This is a genomic window from Micromonospora sicca (assembly GCF_003172935.1).
GTDB classification, from domain to species: Bacteria; Actinomycetota; Actinomycetes; order Mycobacteriales; family Micromonosporaceae; genus Micromonospora; species Micromonospora sicca.
The window spans coordinates 56,225-72,494 of record NZ_QGKS01000242.1; the positions used below are offsets into that span (position 1 = coordinate 56,225).

Below are 16,270 nucleotides of genomic sequence, written 5' to 3' on the forward strand. Positions count from 1 at the left end.
ATGTCGGGTGGCGGTCGGAACTCCGTGCCGATCCCTGGTCACATTCCCCAGCCATTTCGTCGCGACAGAATCATGCTGCTCGGAGATTACCGGGTTTCCCGTGCGTCACGGTGCAAGTCGGTGACTCCGGTCACGCCGGCGGCAGGTGGGCCAGTTGCACCAATCGGACCCCCTCCCTCCGGGTCACCAGCCGGCCCCGGCCCGGGGGCAACGGGCTCGCCTTCACCTGACCCACGAGCGCCCCCTCCTCCGGGCCGCCCGACATCACCAGACCGGCCGTGGAAAGCTCCCGCAGCCGCTGGATGATCGGCTCGTACTGGGTCCGGCCGGCGCCGCCGGAACGGCGGGCCAGCACCAGGTGCAGCCCGACGTCGCGGGCGTGCGGCAGGTGCTCCTCCAGGGCGCGCAGCGGGTTGGTCGGCCCGCCGGCCACCAGGTCGTAGTCGTCCACCAGCACGAACAGCTCCGGCCCCGACCACCAGGACCGGCTGCGCAGCTGGGCGGGGGTCACCTCGGGCCCGGGGATGCGGCCCTGGAGGTAGCCGGCCGCCGACTCGATCAGCTCGGCGGTGTGCGGGGCGGCGGCGCCGTACCCGATCAGGTGCGGCGTCTCGATCGTGCCCATCAGGCTGCGCCGGTAGTCCACCAGGATCACCCGGGCCTGCTCCGGGGCGAAGCGGGTGATGATCGAGGTGGCCAGCGCCCGCAGGAACGACGACTTGCCGCACTCGGCGTCGCCGAAGACCACGAAGTGCGGCTCGGCCGCGAAGTCCAGCACCACCGGGCGCAGGTCCGCCTCGGCCACCCCGACCGGGAAGGCCAGGCCGGTGGTCGCCGCGAGGTCCAGCTCGGCGTACGGCAACACCGGCGGGAGCAGCCGGACCCGGGGCACGGGCGGCCCGGCCCAGCCGGCGACGACCGCCTTGACCAGGTCCACCGTCTCCCCGCCCAGCCCGGCGACCCGGGGCTGGGCACCGAGGAAGTGCAGCCCCTCCGCGGTGATCCCCCGACCGGCCTGCTCCGGCACGTTCGCCGCCACCGCCCGCTTCACCACCACCGAGTCCGAGGGGTCACCGAGGCGCAGTTCGAGCCGGGAACCGAAGAGGTCGCGGATCGCCGGCCGGAAATCGGTCCAGCGCACGGAGGCGGCCACCACGTGCACGCCGTACGACAGGCCGCGGGTGGCGAGGTCGGTGACCAGCGGCTCCAGGTCCTCGTAGTCGTTGCGCAGGGTGCCCCAGCCGTCCACCACCAGGAACACGTCACCGAACGGGTCGGTCCCCGGCTGCCCGGTGGCCGGTGCCGCCGCCCGCCGCCGGCGCCACGCCGCCATCGACTCCACGCCCAGCTCGGCGAAGCGGCGTTCCCGCTCGGCCAGCAGGGTGCCGATCCCCCGACGGTACGGCGTACCGCGGTCGGCTCGGCGCGCCCGGCGACCCCGCCGACGTGCGGCAGGTCGCGCAGCACGCCGAGCGCCCCACCGCCGAAGTCGAGGCAGTAGACCTGCACCTCGGCCGGGGTGTGGGTGAGCGCCAGCGCGCAGATCAGCGTGCGCAGCAGGCTCGACTTGCCGCTCTGCGGCTGCCCGACCACCGCGACGTGCCCGGCCGCGCCGTCCAGCGCCAGCCAGGACAGGTCCCGGCGCTGCTCGTACGGCTTGTCGACCACCGCCACCGGCACCTGGAGGGCCCCGTGTAGCTCGGGATTGCCGACGGTGAGCCCGCGTACCGGGTCGGCGGCGACCGGGCCGAGCAGCTCGTCGAGGGTGGGCGAGCGGTCCAGCGGCGGCAGCCACACCTGGTGGGCCGGGGGACCCTACCCGGCCAGCCGGCCCACCAGCAGGTCGAGCAGGGTCTCGGTGGGGGCCTCCTCCTCGGCGGCGGGCAGCGCGGCCGGGGTGGCCGGCTCCGGCACCGGCACCAGGTGGGTGGAGAAGGCGAGCAGCCGGGGCCCACCGCTGCCGGCCGCGCCCGCCGGGCCGCCCCGGCGGCGGACCGCGCCGGAGACGTACGCGGCCTTGAAGCGGACCAGCGGGTCGGTGCCGGCGCGCAGGTAGCCGTGACCCGGGGAGCGGGGCAGCTCGTGCGCGTCGGGCACCCCGAGCACCGTCCGGGACTCCAGGGCGGAGAAGGTCCGCAACCCGATCCGGTACGACAGGTGGGTATCCAGTCCCCGTAGCCTCCCCTCTTCCAAGCGCTGGCTGGCGAGAGCAGGTGCACGCCGAGCGACCGGCCCAGCCGGCCGATCTGGACGAAGAGGTCGATGAAGTCGGGCTTGGCGGAGAGCAGCTCGGAGAACTCGTCGCAGATCAGCAGCAGCGACGGCAGCGGGGCGAGCGGGGTGCCCGCCGCGCGGGCCCGCTCGTAGTCGCGGAGGCTGGCGAAGTTGCCGGCCCGGCGCAGCAGCTCCTGCCGGCGGACCAGCTCGCCGTTGATCGCGTCGACCATCCGGTCGACCAGCGGCAGGGCGTCGGCCAGGTTGGTGATCACCGCGGCGGTGTGCGGCAACCGGTCGAACGAGGCGAAGGTCGCCCCGCCCTTGAAGTCGACCAGCACGAAGTTGAGCTGCTCCGAGCTGTGCGTGGCGGCCAGCCCGAGCACCAGCGTGCGGAGCAGCTCGGACTTGCCGGAGCCGGTGGCCCCGATGAGCAGGCCGTGCGGGCCCATGCCGTCCTGCGCGGACTCCTTGAGGTCCAGCTCGATGGCGCCACCGTCGGCGCCGACCCCGATCGGCACCCGCAGCCGGTCCCGGGCCGGTCGGGGCGCCCAACCCTGCTCGGCGGTGAAACCCTCCGGGTCGCCGAGGCCGAGCAGCTCGGGCAGGCCCGGCTCGGCGCCGGGCGGGCCGTCCGGTCCGCGTACCGTGCCGGCGAGCCGCAGCGGCGCGAGCCGGCGGGCGACCGCCTCCGCGTCGGCGAGCTCCAGCGCGTCGGCGGCGCCCACCTCGGCGACCCCCTCGGCGGAGTGCGAGTGCAGCCGGCCGTCGCCCAGGTCGAGCAGGAGGGCGTACCGGTCGAGCAGCCGCGGCGGCGGGGTGTCCAGGTCGATGACGGTGACCGCGTCGATGCCGCCGTCGCCGGCCAGGTCGGTGGCGCCGGTCAGGTCACCCCCGTCGAGCACCACCACCACGTGCGGCCCGTCGGTGGCCGGGCCGGCCGGGCTGAACCGCGACCGGATGGCCAGCACCTCGTCGAGGAGCCGTTCCAGTTCGGCGGCGGAGCTGCTGACCAGGCGGACCGGGCCGAGCGCGTCGGCGCGGCTCGGGTGCTGGGCGTGCGGCAGCCACTTGACCCAGTCCCAGAGCGCCCGCCGTTCCGGCCCGGCGCAGATCGCGATCAGCAGCTCGTCCGGGGCGTGGAAGACGGCGAGCTGGGCGAGCACGGCCCGCGCGAGGGCCTGCGCGGCCGGCGAGCCGGCGCCCCGCGCGCCGGCGGGGCCGCGGACGAAGACCCGGGCGAAGCTGCGCAGCGAGAGCGCCACCGGCAGGTCCGGCACCACCGAGTACGCGTCGAGGAAGCGCCGCAGCGCGCCCGCGGTCATCGGCTCCAGCTCCTCCAGCGGCCGGGTGACCGGCGGGACGAGCGGGGTGGCCAGCGTCTGCGGGCCAACGCCCACCCGGACCACCGCGAAGTCCGGGTCCCCCGGACGGCGTTCCCAGACCCGATGGCTGTCCACCGTGGACCAGAGCTTGCCCGGGTCGGGGTGCCGGTAGTAGATCCCGGCCCGCTGCGCCCCGGCGGTCTGCCGGACCCGGCGGCGCAGCGCGGTCAGGTGCCGCAGGTACTCCCGCCGGGCGGCCATCATCTCCGACTTCTTCGGGGTGCCGGTGGCGCTGCCCCACGAGGTCACCAGCATGGCCACCGAGGAGAGCCCGAACATGCCGCCCACCACGTACGAGTAGGCCCCGCCACCGCGGCCGAACATCATCGCCATCGCCACCGTGCCGCCGAGCATGGGCAGCACCATCAGCGCCTGCTGCCAGCGCCCGCCCGCCCCGACGGGGATCTCCGGCGGCGCGTCCACCGGCAGCTCACCGACCGGAATCTCCGGCGCGGGACGCCGCGGCGGGCGCTTGATGACGACAGTGGACACTGAGCCTCCCATGGCTCTCGGTAACCCGAGCCTGGCTCATCGTAGGTAAAGTCCTGTCGTCCGTCAGCCACCCTTCCCGCTCGATATGGAGATATGTCGATGACAGTCGGCCTGGCGCGGGTCACCATCAGCGCTCCCCAACGGAGGGTGGACGTGGCCCTGCCGGAACAGGTCCCGCTGGCCGAGCTGCTACCGGAGGTGCTCCGGCACGCCGGTGAGGGGCTGGCCGACGACGGGGAGCGGCACGGCGGCTGGGTGCTCCGACGTACCGACGGCGCGGTGCTGGCGACCGCGCAGGCGTTGCTGCCGCAGGGGGTGCGCGACGGCGAGGTGCTGCACCTGGTGCCGGCCCGCGCGCAGTGGCCCGAACTGGAGTACGACGACGTGGTCGAGGCGGTCGCCGACGGTGCCCGCCGTCGGGGCAGCGCCTGGTCGCCCGCCGCCACCCGGACCGCCACGCTGGCCGGGGCGGCCGTGCCGCTCGCCGTCGGGCTGCTCGCCGTGCTGGCCGGCGGCCCCGGGCAGCGCACCGGCTGGCCGGTCGCCGCCGCCGTGGCGCTGCTGCTCGTCCTCGCCGCCACGGCCGCCTCCCGGGCGTACGGGGACGGCCCGGCCGGCGCCACCCTCGGCGGGTACGCGCTGCCGTACGCCGCCGCGGCCGGCGCGCTCGCGGTCAGCTCGGGCGACCCGGTCGGCCCGTTCGGGCCGCTGCGCTGGCTGGGCGCCCCCGAGCTGCTGGCCGGCTCGGTGGCGCTGCTGCTGCTGTCGGTGCTCGGCCTGCTCGGTGTGGCCACCGGGTCCCGGGTCTTCTCCGCCGGCGCGACCGTCGGCGCGGTCGGCGGGCTCGCCGCGCTCGGTGGGCTGTTCCTCGACCCGGCGGCCACCGCGGCGGTGCTGCTCTGCGCGCTCGTCTTCACGCTCGGCGCGCTGCCGCTGCTGGCCATCCGGCTCGGCAAGCTGCCGTTGCCGCCGATCACCCTGCCGGCCGCCGGGCCCGGCGGGGAGGCGCACCCGGTCCGGGACCTGCCCGACCGGGGCCGGGTCCACGCGGCGGTGGCCCGGACCGAGGAGGTACTGACCGGGATGCTGCTCGGGCACGCCGTCCTGGCCGTCGCCGCCGCGGCGGTGCTCGCCACGGCGGGCGGGACGGCCGGGCGGCTGCTGGTCGCGGTCGGGTCGGCCGTGCTGCTGCTGCGGTCCCGGCTCTTCGTCGCGCTGCGGCACCGGGTGCCGACGGTCGCCGCCGGGCTGGCCGGAGCCGCCGTGCTCGGCGCGGTGCTCGCCGGCCGGGCCGGCTCCGCCGGCCTGCTCGCGCTGAGCGTCGGCGGGCTCGCCCTGGCCCTGGTCGCGGTGGCGGCCGGCACCACGTACGCCCGGCGGCCGGTCTCCCCGTACCTCGGCCGGCTGGCCGACCTCACCGACACCGCGCTGGTGGTCTCCGTGGTGCCGGTGGCCTGTGCGGTGCTCGACCTCTACGACCGGGCCCGCGACCTGCTCGGCTGAGACGCGAAGGTCCGGGTCGCCGAGCGACCCGGACCTGTCACACGTCCGATGATCAGTGCGCCTCGCCGTGCTCGGCGGCGTCCTTGGCGCGCTGGTACGAGGCGCGGATCTCGGCCTCCGCCTCGGTACGCCCCACCCAGGTGGCGCCCTCGACCGACTTGCCGGGCTCGAGGTCCTTGTACACCTCGAAGAAGTGCTGGATCTCCAGCCGGTCGAACTCGCCCAGGTGGTGGATGTCGCGCAGGTGCTCCTGGCGGGGGTCCTCGTAGGGCACGCAGAGGACCTTGTCGTCGCCGCCCTTCTCGTCCGTCATCCGGAACATGCCGATGGTGCGGCAGCGGATCAGGCAGCCCGGGAAGGTGGGCTCGGGGACCAGCACCAGCGCGTCCAGCGGGTCGCCGTCCTCGCCCAGGGTGCCCTCGATGAAGCCGTAGTCGGCCGGGTACTGCGTGGAGGTGAAGAGGGTACGGTCCAGCCGGATCCGGCCGGTCGCGTGGTCCACCTCGTACTTGTTGCGGTGACCCTTCGGGATCTCAACCGTGACGTCGAAATCCATCTTCCACGCTCCCTCGTTTGCCCACGCTGGCTAACGGAAACCAGTGGCGCCGCTCCCCGGACAGGTGAATGCGCACCCGCCGGCTCCGGCCGCCGCATAGTGTTCGGACCGAAGTAGTGTCACCCAAGGTGCTTTTCGACGGGGGAGGAGGGGGTCGTGGGGAGGGAAGATTCACACTACCGCCCGGAGGGGGTTGACGGGCGGAAGTTCGGCGGTCCCGGTTCCGGCGGCGCCTCCGGGCGCGTCCCGGTCCCGGACGCCCAGTTTCCCCGCCTGCCGGGCGACCCCGGGCGTCGCCCGGACGCCGGCTCCGCGCCGGTCGGCCGGGCGAACCCGCAGCGGTACGGCCCCGACCCGGTAGGCCGGGCGAACCCGCCTTCGTACGGCCCGGAGCCGGTGGGCCGGGCGAACCCGCAGTCGTACGGCCCCGAGCCGGTGGGCCGGGCCAACCCGCAGCAGTACGGCCCCGGGTCGGCCGGCCCCTATGGTGCCGAGCCGGTGGGCCGGGCCCGCCCGGAGCAGTTCGCCGGCCGGGCCGAGCCGTCGCCCTACGGTGGCGGTCAGGTGCGCTGGCCGGACCAGGACGGCCCGGGCGGCGGCCCGGTGGGTCGGGCCGCCCCGCCGGCCGCTCCCGAGCCCCCGCCGGCCCGTCGTCGGCGGCGGCTCCCGCTGGCCGTGCTCGCCACCGTGCTGGTCGTCGTGCTGGCCGCGGTCGGGTTGGCCGTGGTGCGGCCCGGGCCGGTGGCCGGCTGGCTGGGTGGCGAGACCGCCGCGACGTCGGCGAGCGCCCAGCCCCCCGAGCCCGACCCGGCGGCGGTGCTCGCCGGTCCGGACGCCAACGCCCCGATCCCGTCCGCCGACGGGGTACGCGCCGCGCTCGACCCGCTGGTCCGCGCGGCGGCCCTCGGCGACCGGGTGAACGTGTCGGTGGCGGACGTGACCACCGGAAATGCGCTGTACGGCGCCGGCCAGGACGCGCCCACGGTGCCCGCCTCGGTGACCAAGCTGGCGACCGCGGTGACGGTGCTGGCCGCCCGGGGTCCCGCGTACCGGATCCCGACCCGCGCGGTGGCCGGCGCGACCCCCGGCGAGGTGGTCATCGTCGGCGGTGGTGACCCGACCCTGGCCGTGGACAAGAACGGCTTCTACCCGGGCGCGGCCCGGCTGGACGACCTGGCGGCCCAGGTCCGCAAGGCGCTGGGCGGCACCGCGCCGACCAAGGTGACCGTCGACTCGTCCCTGTTCAGCGGCCCGGTGTACGAGCCGGGCTGGGACGCCGACATTCCCACCGGCGGCTTCGGCGCGGCGATCACCGCGCTGATGACCGACGGCGCCCGCCGGGACCCCGAGGAGGCCCGGCGGAACTCCGAGGCCACCAACCACGCGGCCGAGCGGGTGCCCCAGCCCGACCTGATGGCCGGCCGGCAGTTCGCCCGGCTGCTCGGGCTCTCCGGGGACGCCGACGTGAAGCGGGGCAAGGCTCCCGCCGCGTCCGGTGCCAGCGCGGCGGCCGGGGCGCCGACGCCCGGCACCGAGCTGGGCAAGGTCGAGTCGCTGCCGATGGTCCGGCTGGTCGACATCATGATCAGCGACAGTGACAACGTGATCGCCGAGACGCTCGCCCGTCAGGTGGCACTGGCCCGGAACAAGCCGGCCTCCTTCGCCGGTGGCGCTGCGGCGACCGACGCGGTGATCGGCGAGCTGGGGCTGCCCGCCGACGAGATCAGCCTCGCCGACGGCAGCGGCCTGTCCCGGACCAACCGGATCAGCCCGTCGCTGCTGACCGACCTGATTACCCTCGCCGGCAACGGCAGTCACCCCGAGCTGGCGGCGATCTTCGGGGGCCTGCCGGTGGGCGGCTGGTCCGGCACCCTCGACGAGCGTTACCAGGCGGCGGTGACGAAGGCCGGGGCCGGCGTGGTCCGAGCCAAGACCGGGACGCTGACCGGGGTCAACGCCATCGCCGGGCTGGTCACCACGGCCGACGGCCGGCTGCTGACGTTCGCGGTGCTGACCGACCAGGCGCCGCCGGACACCCTGGACGCCACCCGGCAGGCCCTCGACCGGATCACCTCGGCGCTGGCCGGCTGCGGCTGCCGCTGATCCGCGCGGGCGGTGGGATCGGCGTCGATCCCGGTCGCGACCCCGGGCTGGGGTGTTCCGGCGCGGGTACGGTGGGTGCATGGCGCAGTTCGTGGACTGGGATCTGGCCGCCGCGACCGCGGGGGCGCTGGGCAAGTCGGGCCCCCGGGTGTCGTATGCCGAGGCCACCGACGTGGTCGGCGAGCTGCGGCGGCTGACCGAGGAGGCGGCCGGGCACGTCGCCGACTACACCGGGCTGCGTTCGCAGGTCGCCCACCCGCCGGTGAAGGTGGTGGACCGCCGGGACTGGGCGGCCGCCAACATCGCCGGGCTCCGTGAGGTGATCACCCCGCTGGTGAACCGGCTCTCCGGGGACAAGCGGCCCGGGCCGCTGACCGAGGCGATCGGCTCCCGACTGACCGGGGTGCAGGCCGGCACCGTGCTGGCCTACCTCTCCGGCCGGGTCCTCGGCCAGTACGAGGTCTTCTCCGGCGATCCGGGCCAGCTGCTGCTGGTGGCGCCGAACATCGTCGAGGTGGAGCGGAAGCTGGGCTGCGACCCGAGGGACTTCCGGCTCTGGGTCTGCCTGCACGAGGTGACCCACCGGACCCAGTTCACCTCCGTGCCGTGGATGCGCGCCTACTTTCTCGGCGAGGTGCAGGCGTTCGTCGACGCCTCGCAGGGCGGCGAGCACCTGCTGGAGCGGCTGCGGCGCGGCGTGGCCACCCTCTCCGACGCGGTGAAGGATCCGGAGAGCCGGGCCAGCGTGCTGGACATCGTGCAGACCCCCGCCCAGCGGGCGGTGCTCGACCGGCTGACCGCGCTGATGACCCTCCTGGAGGGGCACGCCGAGTTCGTGATGGACGGCGTCGGCCCGCAGGTGATCCCGAGCGTCGAGTCGATCCGGGCCGCGTTCAACCGGCGCCGCGAGTCCGGCAACCCGCTGGAGAAGGCGATCCGCCGGCTGCTCGGCATCGAGGTCAAGATGCGGCAGTACGCCGAGGGCCGCAAGTTCGTCCACGGGGTGGTCGAGCGGGTCGGCATGGAGGGCTTCAACAAGATCTTCGGCTCGCCGCTGACCCTGCCCCGGCTGGAGGAGCTGGGCGACCCGGACGCCTGGGTGGCCCGGGTGCACGGGCCGGCCGCCGCCACCCCGACCGCCGGCTGAGCCGTCCGCCGTGGCCGCGCTCGCCCCGCCGGTCGCCGCGGTCCGGGTCGCGGTCCGCCGGGCGCTGGCCGGGCTGACCGGGGACGGGCCGGTGCTGGTCGCCTGCTCCGGCGGCGCCGACTCGCTCGCCCTGGCGGCCGCCACCGCCTTCGTCGCGCCTCGGCTCGGCCGACGGGCCGGCCTGGTGACCGTGGACCACGGCCTGCAACCGGGCTCGGCCGAGCGCGCCGACGCGGTGGCCCGGTGGGCCGCCGGGATCGGGCTCGACCCGGTGGACGCGGTCCCGGTGACCGTCGCCGGCCGGCCGGGCGGCCCCGAGGCGGCCGCCCGGGAGGCGCGCTACCAGGCCCTCGTCGCCGCCGCCCGCCGGCACGACGCCGCCGCGCTGCTGCTCGGCCACACCCGCGACGACCAGGCCGAGACCGTGCTGCTCGCGCTGGCCCGGGGCGCCGGCCCGCGGGGCCTCGCCGGGATGCCGGAACGCCGGGAGCTGGACGGGGTGCCGCTGCTCCGGCCGCTGCTGGACGTCGGCCGGGACGACACCCGCAAGGCCTGCGCCGCGCTGGGGCTCACCCCGTGGGAGGACCCGCACAACGCCGACCCGGCGTACGCCCGGGCCCGGGTCCGCTCCGACGTGCTGCCGGCGCTGGTCCGGGCGCTCGGCCCGGGGGTGCTGGACAACCTGGCCCGGACCGCCCGTCTGGTGGCCGCCGACACCGCCGCGTTGGACGACCTGGCCGCCGCCGCACTCGCAGCCGCCCGGCTTGCCGACGATGGGCTGTCGGTCGACGTGCTGGTCGCGCTGTCCCCAGCGGTCCGTACCCGGGTACTGCACGCCTGGGCCCGGGAACTGGGCGCGGCACCGGCCGCCCTGTCGCACCGACACGTCGCCGCGCTGGACGCCCTGGTCACCGGCTGGCACGGACAGGGCGTAGTCCATCTACCCGGCGGTCTGCGCGTGGCCCGCCGGAAGGGCCGGCTCACCCTCAGCGACCCCCGCTGAGCCGCCCCGGTCCGCCGCGTTCTCCCGTGCCGGGGTCGGCCCGGTCGCCCGCCGGCGGACGGACCCTGTGCGCAGCCTTTGCTCTGCTGCAGCGGAGGCAACACCTGTCCGTCCACGTGTTGCGTGGGTTGAAGCAGAGCAAAGGGAATGAGGTGACACCCGGCGGCCGGCTGGTGTGCCGGGGCGCCGGCTGGTGATCAGACCTCGGCGCGTTCCCGGAAGGTCGTCCGGTAGGCGTTCGGGGTGGTGCCGACCCGACGGGTGAAGTGGTGCCGCAGCGCCGCCGCGTCGCCGAAGCCGGCCTGGTCGGCCACGGTCTCCACGCTCAACCGGGTCTCCTCCAGCAGCCGCCGGGCCAGCAGCACCCGCTGGTTGGTCAGCCAGTCGTGCGGGGTGGTGCCGGTCTCCGCGCGGAACCGGCGGGCGAAGGTACGGGGCGCCATGCCGGCCCGCGCGGCGAGTTCCTCCACGGTCACCGTCCGGTCCAGGTGGCCCATCAGCCATTCCAGCACCGGCTCCAGGGTGGGCGCCTCCGGCGCCTTCGGGATCGGCGCCTCGACGTACTGGGACTGGCCGCCGTCGCGGTGCGGCGGGACGACCATCCGGCGGGCCAGCCGGGTGGCGGTCGCCGAGCCGTGCTCCTGGCGGACCAGGTGCAGGCACGCGTCGATCCCGGCGGCGGTGCCAGCGCTGGTCAGCAGCTTGCCGTCCTGCACGTAGAGGGAGTTGCACTGGACCCTCGCCGCCGGGAAGCGCTGTTGCAGGTCGTCGACGTGCCGCCAGTGGGTGGTGCAGTCCCGCCCGTCGAGCAGCCCCGCCTCGCCCAACAGGAAGGCGCCGGAGCAGACGCTGAGCAGCCAGGCACCCCGGTCGGCGGCCCGGCGCAGCGCGTCGAGCACGGCAGCGGGGACGCTCGTCCCTTCCGGGTGCGCCGGCACGGCGACCAGGTCGGCGTCCTCGACCGGGGTGAGGTCGGCGTGCGGGGTGAGCAGGAAACCGGAGCGACTGCGCACCGGTCCGCCGTCGGCGGTGCAGACGTCGAAGCGGTAGCCGGGGAAACCGTCGGCGGTCCGGTCGGTGCCGAACACCTCCGCCAGGACGCCGAGTTCGAACGCGGCGACCTGTTCCAGCGCGATGACGGCGACCGAACGCAACATGTGACGAGGGTAACCGCAGAGGTGGCAGTAAATCGATGCCCACTGGCATTCCTGCCACTTTCCGGTTGGTCCTGGCCGTCAGAGACTGGTCTCAGTCCGGTGCGCACCGGCGGCGAAACCGACATCAACCACGCGAAAGCGAGCGCCGCCATGGAGTTCCTGCTGCTCTTCCTCTTCCTCCTCGTCCTGGCCGTCGCCTCGGCCGCTGGCCTGGGCGCCGACACCCGCGACTCGGCCGACTGGAAGCCCACCGCCGACGGCCGCCGCTGGCGCTCCGGCACCTGCTGAGGTGATTTGCACCTTCCACGCCGAACATCCCCGGCGGGACCGCGCCAAAAGGGGCGGCCCCGCCGACGGAGGCCATCCGGCGTACGGCAGGCTAGGAGCATGGCTGACGGCTCCTGGTACGACGCCGACATCGACCACGTGATCATTTCCGAGGCGCAGATCCGCGAGAAGACCGCGGAGCTGGCCAAGCAGATCTCCGCGGACTACGCGCACGTCGAGGACGGGCTCCTGCTCGTCTGCGTGCTCAAGGGCGCGGTCATGTTCATGGCCGACTTCGCCCGGGCGCTCGGCCGCCAGGGTCCCCCCGCCGAGCTGGAGTTCATGGCCGTCTCCTCCTACGGCCAGGGCACCACCTCCTCCGGGGTGGTCCGGATCCTCAAGGACCTGGACCGGGACATCGCCGGCCGGCACGTGGTGGTGGTCGAGGACATCGTCGACTCCGGCCTGACCCTCTCCTGGCTGCTGCGCTACCTGGAGTCGCGCTCGGCGGCGAGCGTCGAGGTGGTCGCGCTGTTCCGCAAGCCCGACGCGGTCAAGGTGCCGGTCCCGGTCAAGTACGTCGGCTTCGACATCCCGACCGAGTTCGTCGTCGGCTACGGCCTCGACTTCGGCGAGCGGTACCGGGAGCTCCCCTACGTCGGCGTGCTCAAGCCCGAGGTCTACGCCCGCGCCTGAGCCGCCCCGCCGACCTGCGGGTATCGGCGCTCGTCGAGCGGACGTTCAGCGGACTCTCAGCTCACCGGGCTACGGTAGGGACCGGTGGCGTGGAGGCAACCCTCCCCGTCACGCCGGCCCAAACCCCGGTTCGCCGTACGCGTAAGTGCTGGGCTCGCAAGCTCACATCTGGCACGAACGGTGTACCGTCGAATGACCGCGGCGCGGCAGTTCGCGCGCTTCGGGGTCGAGGCCGGCCCGCACGGCGGCTCCGGCCGCCGCCCGAGGCGGCGACACCATTCAGACGGTCAGGACGTCGATCAGGAGGATGCGGGCGTCTCGGCGCCCGACAACAGTATGGAACGTACGCGTTTCTTCCGCCGACCGGTGGTCTGGATCATCCTGGTCATCCTCGGCGCCGTTGTGCTCAGTCAGCTGTTCACCGCTGGTCCCAGCTACCACCGGGTGGACACTTCCGTTGCGCTCGACCAGCTCCACACGGCCAAGATCAACAAGGCGGTCTTCCAGGACAAGGAGCAGACGCTCCAGCTCGACCTGACCCAGAAGACCAAGTTCGGTGAGACCACCACCGACAAGATCGAGGCGCAGTTCCCGTACCAGGCCGGCGACCAGGTCTGGAACGAGGTGCTGGCCGCCAAGGCCGCGAACCGGGTCACCGGCCCGGCGGACACCAAGGTCTCCTCGGACAGCGTCTGGGTGAGCCTGCTGGTCAACCTGCTCCCCATCGCCCTGCTGGTGCTCCTGCTGCTGTTCTTCATGTCGCAGATGCAGGGCGGCGGCTCCCGGGTGCTCAACTTCGGCAAGTCCAAGGCGAAGATGATCACCAAGGACACGCCGAAGACCACCTTCGCGGACGTGGCCGGGGCCGAGGAGGCCGTCGAGGAGCTGCACGAGATCAAGGACTTCCTGCAGAACCCGGCGAAGTACCAGGCCCTGGGCGCCAAGATCCCGAAGGGCGTGCTGCTCTTCGGCCCGCCCGGTACCGGTAAGACCCTGCTCGCCCGGGCCGTCGCCGGCGAGGCCGGCGTGCCGTTCTACTCGATCTCGGGCTCGGACTTCGTCGAGATGTTCGTCGGTGTCGGCGCCAGCCGGGTCCGCGACCTGTTCGAGCAGGCCAAGTCGAACGCCCCGGCGATCGTCTTCGTCGACGAGATCGACGCGGTCGGCCGGCACCGTGGCGCCGGCATGGGCGGCGGTCACGACGAGCGCGAGCAGACGCTCAACCAGCTGCTCGTCGAGATGGACGGCTTCGACACCAAGGGCGGGGTCATCCTGATCGCCGCCACCAACCGGCCGGACATCCTCGACCCGGCGCTGCTGCGCCCGGGCCGCTTCGACCGGCAGATCCCGGTGGACGCCCCCGACATGGAGGGCCGCAAGGCCATCCTGCGGGTGCACGCCAAGGGCAAGCCGTTCACGCCCGACGTCGACCTCGACGCGGTCGCCCGGCGTACCCCGGGCTTCTCCGGCGCCGACCTGGCCAACGTGATCAACGAGTCGGCCCTGCTCACCGCCCGCAAGGGCGAGCGGGCGATCAGCAACGACTCGCTGGAGGAGTCGATCGACCGGGTGATCGCCGGTCCGCAGCGGCGGACCCGGGTGATGAGCGACCAGGAGAAGAAGATCACCGCGTACCACGAGGGTGGGCACGCGCTGGTCGCCTGGGCGCTGCCGCACGCCGCGCCCGTGCACAAGGTGACGATCCTGTCCCGCGGCCGCTCGCTGGGCCACACTCTGGTCCTGCCGACCGAGGACAAGTACACCCAGACCCGGGCCGAGATGATCGACACCCTGGCGTACGCGCTGGGCGGCCGGGCCGCGGAGGAACTGGTCTTCCACGAGCCCACCACCGGCGCCGGCAACGACATCGAGAAGGCCACCCAGCTGGCCCGCGCGATGATCACCCAGTACGGCATGAGCTCCAAGCTCGGCGCGATCAAGTACGGCACCAGCGGTGACGAGCCGTTCCTCGGCCGCAACATGGGCCACGAGCGGGACTACTCCGATTCGGTGGCGGCCGAGATCGACGGCGAGATGCGCGCCCTGATCGAGCTGGCCCACGACGAGGCCTGGGAGATCCTGGTGGAGTACCGGGACGTGCTGGACAACATGGTCCTGGAGCTGATCGAGAAGGAGACCCTCTCCACCGCCGACATGGCCCGGATCTGCGCCCGGGTGGTGAAGCGCCCGCCGATGGCCCCGTACCACGGCTTCGGCAAGCGTCAGCCCTCCACCGAGCCGCCGGTGCTCACCCCGGCCGAGAAGGACAAGCTCAAGGCGCAGGCTCAGGCCGACGGCGCCTCGGTCGGCGGCTCCTCGAACAACTCGGACGGTACCCACTGAACACGGACGCCGCGGCCAGCCCCGACAAGGGGCTGGCCGCCTCGTTGACCGAGCCCGACGGTGACGAGGCGCTCGACTACGTCGCCGCTCGACTGATCAGCGGCAAGCTCACCGGCCGGCCGGTCGAGGAAACCATGGACCTGGGCCGGATCGAGAAGGCCGTCCGCGAGATCCTCATCGCGGTCGGCGAGGACCCGGACCGGGACGGCCTCCGGCAGACGCCGGCCCGGGTCGCCCGCGCGTACGCCGAACTCTTCGCCGGTCTCCGGGTCGACCCGGCCCAGGTGCTCAGCACCACCTTCGAGGCCAACCACGAGGAGCTGGTGCTCGTCCGGGACATCGACGTGATGAGCCTCTGCGAGCACCACCTGCTCCCCTTCCGGGGCAGCGCGCACATCGGCTACATCCCGGGACCGGACGGCCGGATCACCGGCCTGTCCAAGCTGGCCCGACTGGTCGAGGTCTTCGCCCGGCGCCCGCAGGTGCAGGAGCGGCTCACCTCGCAGATCGCCGACCTGCTGATGAGCAAGCTGGAACCGCGCGGCGTCATCGTCGTGCTCGAGTGCGAGCACATGTGCATGGCGATGCGCGGCATCCAGAAGAGCGGCGCCAAGACCATCACCTCGGCGGTCCGCGGCGTGCTCCAGCGCGACGCGAAGTCCCGCGCCGAAGCGATGTCCCTGATCATCCCCCGCTGACCCGGCGCGGCCGACGAACCCGTCGGCCCGATCAGCCGGCCAGCATCGCCAGGACGATCCCGGCGGTGGTCGCCACCGCCGGGACCAGGCAGACCAGTGCCCCGAACCGGGGTGTCCGGTCCACCCGGTCCTCCGGCCGGGGCCGGAACAGCCGGCCCACCGCCAGCCAGCCCGCCATGAAGGCCACCGCCGGCATCGGCAGCCCGACCACCAGCGCCAGGACGCTCGCCAGCCCCGGGCCGGTGCCGAGCAGGACCAGCAACTGGATCAGCGGGACCACCAGGGCCAGCGGCCCGTACACCAGCAGGTTGCGGGGCCGGGACGGCCAGCGCGCCAGCCGGGGCAGTCCCCGCGCGGCCAGCGCGTCGTCCGCGGCGTCGGCCCACCGGCGGGCCGCCTGCAGCGAGGTCAGCACCGCCGCCGGCCCGGCCGACATCGACCGGGCCGCCTCGGTCAGCTCCGGCGGGGTCGGCTGCAACGAGATCGCCGGCACCCCGAGTTCCCGCAGTTGCGCCTGCTGCGGGGCCAGCCGGGCCCGGACGACGCTCAGCTCCTCCCGGGCGGCCTGCACCGAGCGGGCCTGCTCGCTGGCGGCGGTCGTCGCGGCCCGGCGTACCCCGTCGAGCTGGCGCGCGGCGGCGACATAGTCCGCCCAGGCCGCCGCGGCCGGATCCGGGGAGTCGGCCGGGGGGCGGCCCGGCCGGGG

General features: G+C 74.4%; 11 protein-coding genes and 1 pseudogene. 8 read left to right on the forward strand and 4 right to left on the reverse strand.

Annotated features, from left to right (window positions below; translation table 11 throughout):
• Nucleotides 1-130: 130 nt before the first annotated feature.
• Nucleotides 131-4,091 (reverse strand): annotated as a pseudogene (eccCa, locus tag DKT69_RS17630) (type VII secretion protein EccCa).
• 99 nt (nt 4,092-4,190) lie between these two features.
• Between eccCa and eccD the strand changes: the two are divergent.
• A complete protein-coding gene (gene eccD, locus DKT69_RS17635) occupies nt 4,191-5,594 on the forward strand; it encodes a type VII secretion integral membrane protein EccD (protein WP_109802638.1) in 1,404 nt (467 codons plus the stop codon).
• A 52-nt stretch (nt 5,595-5,646) separates the two neighbouring features.
• On the opposite strand, the gene DKT69_RS17640 is transcribed toward eccD, so the two are convergent.
• A complete protein-coding gene (locus DKT69_RS17640) occupies nt 5,647-6,150 on the reverse strand; it encodes an inorganic diphosphatase (protein WP_109802630.1) in 504 nt (167 codons plus the stop codon).
• Nucleotides 6,151-6,825: 675 nt separating this feature from the next.
• Here DKT69_RS17640 and dacB point away from each other — a divergent pair.
• From dacB to tilS, 3 genes are all read left to right on the forward strand, one after another.
• A complete protein-coding gene (gene dacB / locus DKT69_RS17645) occupies nt 6,826-8,253 on the forward strand; it encodes a D-alanyl-D-alanine carboxypeptidase/D-alanyl-D-alanine endopeptidase (protein WP_109802640.1) in 1,428 nt (475 codons plus the stop codon).
• A 79-nt stretch (nt 8,254-8,332) separates the two neighbouring features.
• On the forward strand, nt 8,333-9,400 hold the full coding sequence (locus DKT69_RS17650) for a zinc-dependent metalloprotease (RefSeq protein ID WP_109802639.1): 1,068 nt from the start codon (nt 8,333-8,335) through the stop codon (nt 9,398-9,400).
• A 10-nt stretch (nt 9,401-9,410) separates the two neighbouring features.
• Complete coding sequence (gene tilS, locus DKT69_RS17655; protein WP_109802631.1) at nt 9,411-10,403, forward strand: tRNA lysidine(34) synthetase TilS; 993 nt, start codon at nt 9,411-9,413, stop codon at nt 10,401-10,403.
• Nucleotides 10,404-10,600: 197 nt separating this feature from the next.
• Here tilS and DKT69_RS17660 read toward each other — a convergent pair whose 3' ends face one another.
• Entirely contained in the window at nt 10,601-11,560 is a 960-nt protein-coding gene (locus DKT69_RS17660) for a GlxA family transcriptional regulator (RefSeq protein ID WP_109802632.1), read from the reverse strand.
• 99 nt (nt 11,561-11,659) lie between these two features.
• Here DKT69_RS17660 and DKT69_RS17665 point away from each other — a divergent pair, with 99 nt between their 5' ends.
• From DKT69_RS17665 to folE, 4 genes are all read left to right on the forward strand, one after another.
• Nucleotides 11,660-11,848: a hypothetical protein gene (locus DKT69_RS17665; RefSeq protein WP_109802633.1), complete on the forward strand. Its 189-nt coding sequence runs from the start codon at nt 11,660-11,662 to the stop codon at nt 11,846-11,848.
• Nucleotides 11,849-11,947: 99 nt separating this feature from the next.
• Entirely contained in the window at nt 11,948-12,523 is a 576-nt protein-coding gene (hpt, locus tag DKT69_RS17670) for a hypoxanthine phosphoribosyltransferase (RefSeq protein WP_109802634.1), read from the forward strand.
• Between the two features lie 336 nt (nt 12,524-12,859).
• A complete protein-coding gene (ftsH, locus tag DKT69_RS17675) occupies nt 12,860-14,866 on the forward strand; it encodes an ATP-dependent zinc metalloprotease FtsH (RefSeq protein ID WP_109802641.1) in 2,007 nt (668 codons plus the stop codon).
• A gap of 32 nt (nt 14,867-14,898) precedes the next feature.
• Complete coding sequence (gene folE, locus DKT69_RS17680; protein ID WP_109802635.1) at nt 14,899-15,564, forward strand: GTP cyclohydrolase I FolE; 666 nt, start codon at nt 14,899-14,901, stop codon at nt 15,562-15,564.
• A 31-nt stretch (nt 15,565-15,595) separates the two neighbouring features.
• On the opposite strand, the gene DKT69_RS17685 is transcribed toward folE, so the two are convergent.
• The coding region (locus tag DKT69_RS17685) for a hypothetical protein (protein WP_109802636.1) at nt 15,596-16,270 on the reverse strand (675 nt) is incomplete at its 5' end.